Source organism: Winogradskyella sp. Asnod2-B02-A (genome assembly GCF_045063645.1).
Classification (GTDB): domain Bacteria; phylum Bacteroidota; class Bacteroidia; order Flavobacteriales; family Flavobacteriaceae; genus Winogradskyella.
This window is the reverse complement of record NZ_JBEFOG010000025.1, coordinates 128,346-141,372: the sequence shown is the minus strand read 5'-3', so window position 1 is coordinate 141,372 and position 13,027 is coordinate 128,346. Positions and strand designations below refer to the sequence as shown.

Here is a 13,027-nt window from a genome sequence, read left to right as displayed (position 1 = left end):
CATCACCAAAAATCATGGTTAATGCAAATAAAAATCAAATCACACCTCCAGAAACTAGAAACGCGTCTAATGATACCTTCATGCCTTCTAGAATGAATTGACCAATAACAATAAAGAAAAGTAAAATTAGGAAAGCAACACCAGATGCACTCAATGCTATTTTCTTCTTATACTTTATATAAAACTCTATTGTGGCTTCTAAGAAAACTGGCACAGTACCAATAGGATTAATTACTGCAGAAAAAAGATACGGTTTAAAATTTCTGCCATTTAGCGAATTTGTTTTGCTTGTGTTATAAAAGATAAACCTTGCTGACCTGCAGTAGATGTCATAACACCTTCAAAAATTGGTTCTGGACTATTCTTAGGAATTTTCCAATCAAAAATAAAATTAGAACCTGTACCACCTTCGATATCTGCTTCATTAATAACAATATCTAGAGTTTCCATTGGTGCTAAATAAACGGGTTTATTAATATAAGATTTTAATAATGTCCCATGTGTATCGTAATAATCTACTTTATACAAATAAATACTGTCATTAATACTTGTATTTCTCAAACTTACCATAGCGGTAAGATTATAAGTTTTATGTTGAGAATAACTGTAAATTTGAGAATAAACAGACAAATAAGATCTTCCTGTTTCTAAAGAATCTAAGGTATTAAGATTTGCTTGTCTAGCTTTCCAATTAATCTTCTCAAATTCTTCGTTACCTAAATGATTTCCACATGAATAAAAGCCAAAAAGTACAAAAAACAAAATTATTATTCTTTTCATGATGTGATTCTTTTATTTATGATTTAATACAAAAATAGCAGTTTGGATTTGGATTATAGAATTAATTTAGAAGATAAATTAAACCAACCTAAACTGTTAGTTATATTTTAAATTAAGCTATAGACGTATGCGATAGAATTTCATTTACCTCACCTAAGCTATCATCATTATCTAAAAGAAGAACTAAGGTGTCATTTACTTCAATAATAGTAGAACCTCCTGGACGGACAAATTTACCATTACGCTTAATCATAACAATAAATGCTGATTTAGGAAAATGTAAATCTATAATACGTTTATCCACTGCAAAACTTCCAATAGGTATAGATACTTCTTCCATTGCTGATTTGGGCAAATTAAGAATATATCTATCATTTTCGGTAATAGGTTTTACCTCTTCTGGTAAGGCTACATTTAACCATTTTGCAAAAATAGATAACGTTGTTCCTTGAATTAAAACGGATGTCACCGAAATAAAAAACACAATATTAAAAATCATATTGGCCTTTTCAATGCCTGCTAGCAATGGATATGTTGCAAATACAATCGGCACGGCACCACGCAATCCAACCCAAGAAATATAGAATCGTCTTCTAAGTTTCATTTTAAAAAACATTAGACTTATAAAAACACTTATAGGTCTTGCCACAACAATAAGAAATATTGAAATAAGCAACCCAATTCCCATATAAGGAATAATTTGAGATGGAAAAACAAGTAGCCCTAAAGTAAGGAATAGTACAATTTGCATTAGCCATGCAATACCATCAAACATTTTTAAAATGGTAGATTTATGTATTAAATCTTGATTTCCTAAATAAACTGAACAAATGTAAATGGCAAGAAATCCGTTACCACCAACAAAATCAGTTGCCGAAAATGTAATAAACATTAATGCAATAACTAAAACTGGGTAAAGCCCCTCGAAACCAAGTTTTATTTTATTGATGATTATTTTACTCAATTTTCCAAAAGCGAAACCAGCAATACCACCAACAATCATTTGTTGAAAAAACAAAGGAATAATAGACCAAGCACTCATGTCTTGGTTAATCACTAAAGTTAGAAAGGCTAGTGTTAATACATAAGCCATAGGATCGTTACTTCCACTTTCCAACTCTAATGTTGGTCTCAAATTATTTTTTAAAGCTAGATTTTTTGAACGTAATATAGAAAAGACAGCAGCTGCATCTGTTGAAGACACAATTGAACCTAATAGCATACTCTCATAAATAGTAAAATCTGTAACAAACCAAACAAATGTACCTAGAGAAATAGCTGTTAGTAAAACACCTAATGTAGAAAGCACAAGGCCTTCTCTAAGAATGGGTTTTACGGCTTTAAAGCTTGTATCTAAACCACCTGAAAATAAAATAAAGTTAAGAGAAACTATCCCTATAAATTGGGCTAATTTTGGATCATCAAAGCGAATTCCTCCAATACCATCGGAACCTGCCAACATTCCTATAGCTAAAAATAGCAATAAAGTTGGAACACCGAATCTATAAGACGTCTTACCAACTACAATACTTATAAACAGTAATATAGAGCCAACTAATAATATGTTTTCGATGGTTAAATTCATTCTTTCTCAGCCTTAAATCTGTCTACGCAAATTTACTTTTTTTATCAAAAAAATATAGAATAATATAAAGTATAAAAAAAATGATTTAAGTGTTAATTATGAAGATCTAAAAACACATCATAAAGAACTAACATTTTGTTTCGCTTCCTCAAATTCTGCAACCATATTGTCTACAATTTTTGAAACGGGTTTCACATCATGTATTAAACCGGCAATTTGCCCAATCTCTAATTCGCCATCTTCTAAATCACCTTCAAACATACCACGTTTTGCTCTCGCTCTGCCTAAAAGTTCTTTGAGTTGTTCTGGTGTTGGACTTGTTTTATAGAGTTCTTGTAATTCGTTGTAGAATTTGTTTTTTATTAATCTTACTGGTGCTAACTCTTTTAAAGTTAATTGTGTATCACCTTCTTTAGCATCAACAACCACTTGCTTAAAAGCTTGATGTGCTGAAGATTCTTCACTGGCTACAAACCGACTACCAACTTGCACACCATCTGCTCCTAAAACCATACAGGCTAACATGGCTTTTCCAGTCGCTATTCCTCCTGCTGCTATTAACGGAATTTGAAGTTGTTCTTTTACCATAGGTATCAATGTTAATGTCGTGGTTTCATCTCTTCCATTGTGTCCTCCTGCTTCAAAACCTTCTGCTACAATTGCATCAACACCAGCATCTTGAGCTTTTAGCGCAAACTTTACACTACTTACAACATGTACCACAGTAATGCCTTTATCTTGTAACCACTTCGTCCAAGTTTTAGGGTTTCCGGCAGAAGTGAAAACAACTTTTACTCCTTCTTCAACAATGATATCCATTATTTCTTGAACATTTGGATACAGCATGGGCACATTAACTCCAAACGGTTGATCTGTTGCTGATTTACATTTTTGAATATGCTCTCGTAATACATCTGGATACATAGATCCTGCTCCAATTAATCCTAAAATACCTGAGTTACTCGCTGCTGAAGCTAATTTCCAGCCGCTATTCCAAATCATTCCTGCTTGAATAATTGGATATTTTATATTGAAAAGTGATGTGATTCTATTTGCCATATTCTGAAATTATATCTGTTGTAATAGAGTATAAATTTCGGCAATTCTTGTGAATTTCACGATTGAAAATGAGGATAATTTTGGGCTTTCTGTTCTCGTTACGATTACTCATGATCCTAAATCATTCAAACAGACGTTCATCCTTAATTCGTACTTTTAATAAACTTATAAGTTTTTGAATTATTTGTAGTAGATAATTTAATCAAATAAATGCCTGAAGCTAAATTTGAAACATTCATAAAACTTGAATCTTCCGTCATATATTGATGCAAGACTTCTTGACCTAATTGATTAAAAATAGACACTTCTAATTGATCTGTTGTTAAAGGCATTTCAATATTTAGTTGCTTAGAAACAGGGTTTGGATAAAAACGAAAGGTTTCAATTTCAGTGTCATCTAAAGACAACGCATTACTTCTAGCCAAATCTAAATCTGGAATACCATAGCCTAAAAAATCATCTGGTGTCGTATATTGAGATGCCGATTGTCTTACAAAATTCATAATTTCGGTTGGTAATGCATCTGGTAATGCTTGCCATAAAGATGCAATACCTCCACACATTATTGGACCACTAAATGATGTGCCGTTATTCTGCACAATGCCACCAAACTCATCTATAACATAAGCTGCTCCTCCTCTAGCAACAACATCTGGTTTTTGATAACCGACTTGTGCAGCACTACCTTGCGAACTAAAAGACACATAATTACCATCTGCATTTACGGCTCCAATACTCAATACATTTGGTGAATCTGCAGGTGCACCAACAGTTTGCCAACTTGTTGCTCCAGAATTACCTGCGCTAACAACTACTAAAATACCTTTCTCGGCTGCTATGGAAGCACCTTTGGTGATATAGGTGACTTGTCCGTTCATATCAGCTGGTGAATAGTCATAAGTAGAATTATCAAATGTTTGATAGCCTAAAGATGTATTAATCAAATCTACACCTAAACTATCTGCACGTTCAGCTGCTTCTACCCAATAACTTTCTTCTACAGGGTTTTCACTGCCAGAATCTTCTGTTCTAAATAAATAATAAGAAGCATCTGGTGCTGTACCCACAAATTGATCTTGCACAAATGCTGCCATTGTACTCAATACTTTTGTACCATGATTATTACCTGTAAACGCATACACATCAGAATTTCTATCTACAAAATCATAACCATTTAGCAAATCACTATTATCTCTTAACCGTTGAAAAGCCGACATGGTATTTACATTTGGAAAGCCAGAATCCATAACAGCAATAGTAATACCTTCTCCTGTAAAATCTGCTAAATGCAAATTATCTGCATTAATCATTTCTACTTGGTTTTGTGTATCTCCATAAGTAAATGTAATGGTTACATTTTCAACTTCCCATTTATTTAAATTGATGGTGCTTCTTGATGCTGTATTTAAACTTTGATTAGCAAAATCGATACTTTCAACATAATTTAGATTCAATAAAGCATTGATATCTTCTTCTATTCCTCTTACATGTATGGCATTAAACCATTTAGACTTTGCCATGACTGTAATCCCAGTTTGAAGTTTTAAATCTGAAATATAAGTTTCATTCACAGGCACATCTCGCTCATCAATAGTAACATTGTGATTTTGCTTTCTGTCTATAGCTTTTTGTGAAAGTATACTTATAGGATTTGAAATTGAGGCTTCAACATTTGGTTTGTCTGTAAGATAAATCCATGCGTCTTCTTGTCCAAAACTAATTCCGATGCATATAAATAAGAGTAAGAATGTAAAAATGCTTTTCATGTATTTACGTTTTGGGGGTTTTTGAAGTTTTAGTCTAAAACAAAGTCTAAACCTTTCAAATTATAAAATCTTGACAAAAAACAATTCAATCAAAACTACAAAGGCAAGTTAAGAAATTACTCCCGAACCTAATAATTCATCTTCTAAGTACCAAGCTACAAACTGACCTTCGGTAATTGCAGATTGTTTGTTTTCAAATTCCACATACAAACCAGAAGCTACTTTGTGAAGAATTGCTTTTTCTAAGTTTTGTCTGTATCTAATTCTTGCCAAAACAGACATGGTTTCACCTTCACTTATTGCTAAATCTTCGCGTACCCAATGTAATTCTTCGTTAGTAACAAATAACACATTTCTGTATATACCAGGATGTTGTTTTCCTTGACCTGTGTAAATAACATTCTCTTTTACATCTGTATCAATAACGAATAAAGGTTCTACTGTTCCGCCAACACCTAAGCCTTTTCGTTGCCCTTTGGTAAAATAATGCGCACCTTGATGCTTACCAACAACTTTTCCGTCTGTTACATGATATGTTGGTTTTTTAGATAAGAATTCTAATTCGTTTTCTTTAGAATTAAATTCTGGAAGTGCTTGCTTATAAATTTCAAAATCAGAATCAACTTCAACAATATCTCCTTCTTTAGGTTTTAATTGTTGTTGTAAAAATTCTGGCAATCTCACTTTACCAATAAAACATAAACCTTGAGAATCTTTCTTTTCGGCCGTAATTAAATCTTGAGCTTTAGCGATTTCTCTAACCTCTGGTTTTTGTAATTCTCCAATAGGAAATAATGCTTTTGCTAATTGCTGTTGAGACAATTGACAAAGAAAATAAGATTGGTCTTTATTATCATCTGCACCAGCTAATAACTGATGGATTTCTTTGCCGTCTTTTTCAATGGTTCCTTTTCTACAATAATGACCTGTTGCTACGTAATCTGCACCCAATTCTAGAGCGATATCCATAAAGACATCGAACTTTATTTCACGATTACAAAGTACATCAGGATTTGGTGTGCGTCCTTTTTCGTATTCATTAAACATATAATCTACAATACGCTCTTTGTATTGTGCGCTTAAATCTACAGTTTGAAATGGAATACCCAATTTATCTGCAACTAACATGGCATCATTACTGTCTTCTAACCAAGGACATTCATCTGAAATGGTCACGGAATCATCGTGCCAATTTTTCATAAACAGACCAATAACCTCATAGCCTTGCTCTTTTAAAAGATAAGCTGCAACACTAGAATCTACTCCACCTGAAAGTCCTACGATGACTCTTTTCATATTAATTAATCTCTTTTTATCTGAACGTCAGTTCGAGTGATTACGATTTTTTTATCGTAATTGTATCGAGAACCTTCATAACTTTAATTGCTCCTCGATACAAATTCAAAAAAATGAATTTCACTAGAAGTGGCGAATTTGTTCAAACCCAATCACACCTCTATTAGTTTCATGATTAGTTCGAAAAAACTTCGGCAAAATTACAAAATAAAAAAGGCAATCCTATTAAGATTGCCATTCTGAAATTCTATTACCAGTATAGTTTTATGCTATTCTTTTTTATATAATACTTCTTGCGTGGTATGATCTATTTTTTTTGTGAGTTCTCCAGCTTTATAATATTTCCAAATGCCTTTTTTCTGGCTTTTAATATAATTACCTTCAGAAGTAACATGGCCTTCAGCATCGTAATGAATAGTTTTACCGTCTAAATCGTCGTTTTTATAATTGGCATGTCTTAACAACACGTCTTCCTCTGAATACCATTTTGATTCGCCATGAAGCATGCCATTTTTATAGTTAGCACTCTCAGCTACCTTTCCATTCTTAAAATACACAAAACGTTCTCCTTCTAATAAGCCTTCATCATTATAATATTCAACAATCATTTTATCTGAAGAATTTTTATGATAAAAAACCCATTCTCCAATAAAGCGTTTGCCATTCATTCTCCCTTTACTAATTACTTTTTTAGTAGAAGCCAAAAAGGTAACATCTGCAATACTATCGTTCTCATTAAAGACTTTTACTGCACTTAATACGCTTTTACCAGAAGATAGAGTGTAATATTTAAATGAATCTACCTCTTTGCCATGAACAAAGTTTCCTTCGTAACGTTTTTGATCTGTCTTATGGTAGTTTTTAGTCCATATACCGTGACGTTTGCCATCTTTATCAAATTGATTTACAGATTTCTGAGCATAACCAGTTGTTAAAAATACTGTTAAAATAAAAAGGATATAATTATTTTGTTTAATCATATTGTATTTTTGTTAAACAAACCAGTAAGGTTTGAATGTTGAACAATTTAAAAACTCAAAACAATGAAAATTATTTCACAAAACTTCAAATTACTTGCAGTATTTCTAATGGTTATAGGTTTTACTTCATGTAGCGACGATGACGACAATGGAACAACAGCACCAACGACGGTAGTAGACGTTGCTCTAGCAAACAATTTAACGTCTTTAGCAGCGGCATTACAAGCAACCGATTTAGTAACTACTTTACAAGGTACTGGTCCATTTACAGTATTTGCACCTTCTAATGAAGCATTCGCAGATTTATTAGCAGCCACTGGATTAGATTTAGACAATTTATCTGTTTCAGAAGAAGCTTTAGTAAAAAACATTTTATTGAACCATGTTATTATAGGTGAAACTATTAATTCTACGGCTTTAGTAAATGCTGGTTCTGGCTATACCAACACAGGAGCAACTGGACCAAATGGAGAAAATTTAAGTTTATATTTTTCTACATCTAATGGTGTAATGTTAAATGGATCTTCTACGGTAACAAATGCAGATAATACGGCTTCAAACGGTATTGTACATATTGTAGACGAAGTTATTGGATTACCAACTATTGCAACATTTGCAACAACTAATCCTGCTTTAGAGACATTAGTTGTAGCCTTGGGATATGCAGATAGTGGTACACCAACAGTACCTTATATAGAAACAGTATCAGATGCAACAGCTGGTCCATTTACTGTATTTGCACCAACAAATGATGCTTTTTCAGATTTATTAATAGAATTAAATGTTACTGAATTATCTGATTTAGGAACTGATACTGTAGATGCCGTATTATTATACCATATTGTAAGCGGAAATATTCAATCTTCAGGATTACCAAACGGAACAGTAAGTACGCTTGGAGGCGATATTACTGCAGATAACACAGCATTTACTTTAACAGATGCTAACGGAAGAGTAAGTAACATCATTGTTTCTTTAGTAGATATTCAAAGTATGAATGGTGTTGTACACGTGATTGATAAAGTAATCTTAACACCACAACAATAAAACAGAAAGAGGTTGACTACCTTATTTTAAGTTGATTGATAGTTAGTATGTGAAAGCTCAAACCTTAGGTTTGGGCTTTTACTATTATAAGACTTTAGAGAAATAAATGCGTTTATGATGTTTTGGAAAGCCTTTTAATTCACCAATAACTTGGTAATTATGTTTTAAATAAAAGCCTTCTGCCTGAAAATCGAAAGTATCTACCATGGCCATTGAAGCTCCTCTTTTCTTTGCTTCATGTTCTAAATGACGTAATAAAGCAGAACCAAACCCTTGTTGTCTGAAGTTTTCCGCTACCCAAAGAATTTTAATTTCTAACCCATTCCAGTAATTTATTCCGGCCAACACACCACCAACTACGATATTATTCTTATCCTTTATGTTAAATTCTAAAGGAGTCCAAATAGAAGATAATGCAGACACCTTCTCTAAATTATAGGCATTAAGACCATCTACAATAGTCTTAATATCTTCTTTATTACAAATATCAATTTTCATGATTTAAAACTATGACATAAAAAAGCCTCAACATAAATGTTAAGGCTAAATTATTCAGATTATATAAAATTATTTCTTTTTACCTTTTTGCTGGGCTTGCTTTTGTGCTTCTGCTTGCTCCATCATTTCAGCCATTTTCTTTTGAAACTTGTTTTGTTTCTTAGGCTTAGTTTTACTCACTTCAATTTTAGCAAGTACTTTATCTTCATCTATAATGTAGTTTTTAATCACTAACATAATACCAATACTAATTAAGTTAGAAATAAAATAATATAAACTTAATCCTGAAGCGTAATTATTAAAGAAGACTAACATTAAAAGTGGTGAGAAGTAAATCATATACTTCATCATTTTACCCATATCTGGCATACCTTCTTGTGGAGGTCCTTGCATTGCTGTTTGCTGACCAGTAGTCATTTTCATATAAAAGAAAATAGCGATAGCTGCCAAAATTGGAAACAAACTGACGTGACTGCCATAAAAAGGAATGTTAAATGGTAATTCTAAAATAGAATCATAAGAACTTAAATCCTTAGCCCATAAAAATGGTTTCTGTCTTAAATCGAAAGCCGATGGGAAAAATTGAAACAAGGCATAGAATACAGGAATTTGCATCAAACCAGGTAGACATCCACTTAGCGGACTTGCACCAGCTCTGCTCTGTATGGCCATAGTTTCTTGTTGTGCTTTTAATTTATTGTCTTTATATTTTTCTCTAACAGCATCTAATTCTGGCTTCAATATTTTCATTTTTGCCTGAGACAAGAATTGCTTGTATTGTACAAATGATAATACTATTTTAGTTAAAATAGTCATTACAACAATGGCAATACCATAAGGTAGAAAACTACCTAAGAATGAGAACAATGGCATAAAAATGTAACGGTTTATCCAACCAAAAATCCCCCAACCAAATGGTACAATTTCATCTAAATTTCTACCGTAATCATTTAATATCTTAAAATCACTTGGCCCGAAATAAAAATCCATTGGCTGGTTAATTTCACCTCCTTGGTAAGCCAAAGGAATTTTAGATACAAATTGTTTAGTAAAAACAGTATCAATAGTTTCGTCTTCAACTAAATTTTTAACATCTATACTAGCCGTTTTAAAAACATTGTCTGTTAATAAAACAGATGTAAAGAAATGTTGCTTGTAACCAATCCACGTAACATCTTCTAAATTTTCATCAGCATCTCTAGCTCCTGTATAATCAGGTTTTCCGTTTTCATGTTCGTAGTGAATATCTGTATATCTATTTTCATAGCTAATACTCTTTGCATGACGATAACCTTTTAAATCCCAATTTAGAACTAAAGGTTGTGACGAGTTAAATACACCACTTAGACCTTGAGACTTCACTGAAAAATCAATCATGTAGTCATTAGGCTTTAATTCGTAGCGGTATTCTAAAAATGCCGTTTCAGAAACTTTAAGTTTCATAGAGACTACTGTGTTGTCTCCACTTTTAGATACCGTTGGTTGAAATGGTAAATCTTGTGTATTGAACGTACGATTATCTGATGTACCAAAAGTGATATTAAAAGCACTATTATTATCTTTAATCAAATAAATAGGAACAGAATCATAATCTACAAAGTTTCTCAACTTCACTTCAGATAAATACCCACCTTTTCTATTAAACTTAAGTTCAAAAACATCTGTATTTACTGTTGTAATAGCGTCTCCTGGTAATGTTAAGGCATAAGACAATGCACCTAATTTACCTTTTGCAGCTTCAAGTTGAGTAGAATCTAAAACTTGAGAATTAGCATAATCTTGCGAAGTTGTAATTAAAGTTTCATCTTGCTTGAGATCTTTTTTCTCTGCTTCTACTTTTTCTTTAGCAGCTTTTTCCTGTGCCTCAAGCTCCTCTGGTGTTGGCTGATTTTGGTACATCATAAATACCAAAATTCCGAATATGAGAACAAAACCTATTATAGATTTAATGTCGAATTTCTTTTCTTCCATGTTTGTTTTTCAGTTTTAGACCTGTCAGGTTTTTAAAATCTAACAGGTCTTGTATGCTAATCATTGAACAACCCAAAAAACTGTCCAAAGTTAAAATTGCGCCAAAGTGACACGTTTTAATATTATTTTTTCTTTTTATATTTTAATGCTGCAGCTACAAATGCCACAAATAATGGATGTGGTTTTTTAACTGTACTCTTATATTCTGGATGATATTGCACACCAACAAACCAGTTATTCTGCGGTATCTCCACAATTTCTACTAAACCTGTTTCCGGATTAAAACCTGTTGGCTTTAAACCAGCATTTTCAAATTGTGTTTTATAATCGTTATTAAATTCAAAACGATGTCTGTGACGTTCTGTTATCAATTCAGATTTATAAACCTTATATGCTGTACTGTCTTTATCTATTTCACAATCCCAAGTCCCTAAACGCATGGTGCCTCCTTTATTAACGACATCTTTTTGAGATTCCATTAAATTGATGACCGGATTTGATGTTTTCTCATCCATTTCCACAGAATTTGCGTCTTTAAGATTTAAGACGTTTCTGGCATATTCTATTACAGCCATTTGCATCCCTAAACAAATTCCTAAAAATGGAATATTATGTTCACGCACAAACCTTACTGCTTCAATTTTGCCTTCTATACCTCGCTCACCAAATCCTGGTGCTACTAAAACACCATCTAAATGACCAAGTTTGAATTCTATATTACTATCAGATAAATATTCTGAATGAATTGGTTCTACAATCACCTTAACTTCATTTTCTGCACCTGCATGTATAAATGCCTCGAGAATAGACTTATATGAATCCTGAAGCTCTACATACTTACCAATTAAACCAATAGTAACTTCGCTTTTAGGATTTTTATGTCGTTTTAAAAATTCGTTCCAACGTTTTAAATCTGGCACATCACTTTTAAGTTGTAACTGATTTAAAACCACTTTATCCAAACCTTCTTCTAACATTAAATTCGGTACGTCGTAAATAGTAGAAGCATCAATAGATTCTATAACGGCTTCTTTTCTTACATTACAAAAACGCGCTAACTTGGTTTTTATACCTTCGTTAAGTTTATGCTCTGTTCTACAAACTAATATATCAGCTTGTACTCCACTCTCCATTAATGTTTTTACACTATGTTGGGTTGGTTTAGTTTTTAATTCGCCTGCCGCAGATAAATAAGGCACTAAGGTTAAGTGAATAACACAGGTGTTGTGTTCTCCTAAATCCCATTCTAACTGTCTTACAGCTTCAATATATGGCAGAGACTCAATATCTCCAACGGTTCCTCCAATTTCAGTAATTACAATATCGTAATCACCAGAGTTTCCTAAAATTTGGATTCTTCGTTTAATCTCATCTGTAATATGCGGAATAACCTGTACTGTTTTCCCTAGAAATTCACCACGTCTTTCTTTATCAATAACACTTTGGTAAATTCTACCTGTTGTAACGTTGTTAGCCTGTGAGGTTGGTACGTTTAAAAAACGTTCATAGTGTCCTAAATCTAAATCAGTTTCTGCACCATCATCAGTAACATAACATTCGCCATGTTCGTATGGGTTTAAAGTTCCTGGATCTATATTAATATATGGATCTAATTTTTGAATGGTAATTCTGTAACCTTGCGCTTGTAGAAGTTTAGCTAAAGATGCAGCTATAATGCCTTTTCCAAGAGAAGAAGACACGCCTCCTGTTACAAAAATATATTTAGGGTTTGTGGTCATGATACGTTATTAAACGCAGGCAAAATTACGAAATTTAATGACTTATTCCCTATTTGTTTATGGTTTGTTAATATGTTCTTTTTTTATGGCATTAGTGTACTGAAACTAGACCTTTTATGTCACTTTGTTTACTAATCTCTTAGTTACTTTGTATGAAACCAAGGTATAATTTACTTGGAAACGATCAACTTACTGAACGTATAATGGACAAAGGTATTATTTCATGGAAAGATTTAATCCACTTTGTAGAGCTCATATTTTGCAGAATACAACCCAATTGAGCAGATTCTTTAGTTCTAACTAATC

At 32.7% G+C, this 13,027-nt stretch carries 11 protein-coding genes; 1 reads left to right on the top strand and 10 read right to left on the bottom strand.

The window, feature by feature from the left end:
- Positions 1–34: 34 nt before the first annotated feature.
- The 7 genes from ACJJVO_RS01540 to ACJJVO_RS01510 form a co-directional block, all read right to left on the bottom strand.
- Positions 35–214 carry a MarC family protein gene (locus tag ACJJVO_RS01540; RefSeq protein WP_405569611.1) on the bottom strand — a complete coding sequence of 60 codons (180 nt, stop codon included), beginning with the start codon at positions 212–214 and terminating at the stop codon, positions 35–37.
- A gap of 56 nt (positions 215–270) precedes the next feature.
- Entirely contained in the window at positions 271–780 is a 510-nt protein-coding gene (locus ACJJVO_RS01535) for a DUF3124 domain-containing protein (protein WP_405569609.1), read from the bottom strand.
- A gap of 112 nt (positions 781–892) precedes the next feature.
- Positions 893–2,365: a potassium/proton antiporter gene (locus tag ACJJVO_RS01530; protein WP_405569606.1), complete on the bottom strand. Its 1,473-nt coding sequence runs from the start codon at positions 2,363–2,365 to the stop codon at positions 893–895.
- A gap of 117 nt (positions 2,366–2,482) precedes the next feature.
- Entirely contained in the window at positions 2,483–3,424 is a 942-nt protein-coding gene (locus ACJJVO_RS01525; RefSeq protein WP_405569605.1) for an NAD(P)H-dependent flavin oxidoreductase, read from the bottom strand.
- 143 nt (positions 3,425–3,567) lie between these two features.
- Complete coding sequence (locus ACJJVO_RS01520) at positions 3,568–5,190, bottom strand: S8 family serine peptidase (protein ID WP_405569602.1); 1,623 nt, start codon at positions 5,188–5,190, stop codon at positions 3,568–3,570.
- A gap of 108 nt (positions 5,191–5,298) precedes the next feature.
- Positions 5,299–6,486 (bottom strand): tRNA 2-thiouridine(34) synthase MnmA, encoded by a 1,188-nt coding sequence (mnmA, locus tag ACJJVO_RS01515; RefSeq protein WP_405569599.1) that lies wholly within the window; start codon positions 6,484–6,486, stop codon positions 5,299–5,301.
- 269 nt (positions 6,487–6,755) lie between these two features.
- Positions 6,756–7,466, bottom strand: a complete 711-nt coding sequence (locus ACJJVO_RS01510; RefSeq protein WP_405569596.1) for a toxin-antitoxin system YwqK family antitoxin — start codon at positions 7,464–7,466, stop codon at positions 6,756–6,758.
- 63 nt (positions 7,467–7,529) lie between these two features.
- Between ACJJVO_RS01510 and ACJJVO_RS01505 the strand changes: the two genes are divergently transcribed.
- On the top strand, positions 7,530–8,513 hold the full coding sequence (locus tag ACJJVO_RS01505; protein ID WP_405569593.1) for a fasciclin domain-containing protein: 984 nt from the start codon (positions 7,530–7,532) through the stop codon (positions 8,511–8,513).
- A gap of 84 nt (positions 8,514–8,597) precedes the next feature.
- Here the strand turns inward: ACJJVO_RS01505 and ACJJVO_RS01500 are convergent, their stop codons facing one another.
- The 3 genes from ACJJVO_RS01500 to ACJJVO_RS01490 all read right to left on the bottom strand — a co-directional run bounded on the left by ACJJVO_RS01500 (position 8,598) and on the right by ACJJVO_RS01490 (position 12,721).
- On the bottom strand, positions 8,598–9,011 hold the full coding sequence (locus ACJJVO_RS01500; RefSeq protein WP_405569590.1) for a GNAT family N-acetyltransferase: 414 nt from the start codon (positions 9,009–9,011) through the stop codon (positions 8,598–8,600).
- 69 nt (positions 9,012–9,080) lie between these two features.
- A complete protein-coding gene (gene yidC / locus ACJJVO_RS01495; RefSeq protein ID WP_405569587.1) occupies positions 9,081–10,982 on the bottom strand; it encodes a membrane protein insertase YidC in 1,902 nt (633 codons plus the stop codon).
- Between the two features lie 122 nt (positions 10,983–11,104).
- On the bottom strand, positions 11,105–12,721 hold the full coding sequence (locus tag ACJJVO_RS01490; RefSeq protein WP_405569584.1) for a CTP synthase: 1,617 nt from the start codon (positions 12,719–12,721) through the stop codon (positions 11,105–11,107).
- Positions 12,722–13,027: the final 306 nt, after the last annotated feature.

Coding starts and splice junctions, on each gene's coding strand:
- ACJJVO_RS01530 (WP_405569606.1), bottom strand. CDS start 2,365: ATGAATTTAACCATCGAAAACATATTATTAGTTGGCTCTATATTACTG.
- yidC (WP_405569587.1), bottom strand. CDS start 10,982: ATGGAAGAAAAGAAATTCGACATTAAATCTATAATAGGTTTTGTTCTC.
- ACJJVO_RS01525 (WP_405569605.1), bottom strand. CDS start 3,424: ATGGCAAATAGAATCACATCACTTTTCAATATAAAATATCCAATTATT.
- mnmA (WP_405569599.1), bottom strand. CDS start 6,486: ATGAAAAGAGTCATCGTAGGACTTTCAGGTGGAGTAGATTCTAGTGTT.
- ACJJVO_RS01505 (WP_405569593.1), top strand. CDS start 7,530: ATGAAAATTATTTCACAAAACTTCAAATTACTTGCAGTATTTCTAATG.
- ACJJVO_RS01510 (WP_405569596.1), bottom strand. CDS start 7,466: ATGATTAAACAAAATAATTATATCCTTTTTATTTTAACAGTATTTTTA.
- ACJJVO_RS01490 (WP_405569584.1), bottom strand. CDS start 12,721: ATGACCACAAACCCTAAATATATTTTTGTAACAGGAGGCGTGTCTTCT.
- ACJJVO_RS01520 (WP_405569602.1), bottom strand. CDS start 5,190: ATGAAAAGCATTTTTACATTCTTACTCTTATTTATATGCATCGGAATT.
- ACJJVO_RS01500 (WP_405569590.1), bottom strand. CDS start 9,011: ATGAAAATTGATATTTGTAATAAAGAAGATATTAAGACTATTGTAGAT.
- ACJJVO_RS01535 (WP_405569609.1), bottom strand. CDS start 780: ATGAAAAGAATAATAATTTTGTTTTTTGTACTTTTTGGCTTTTATTCA.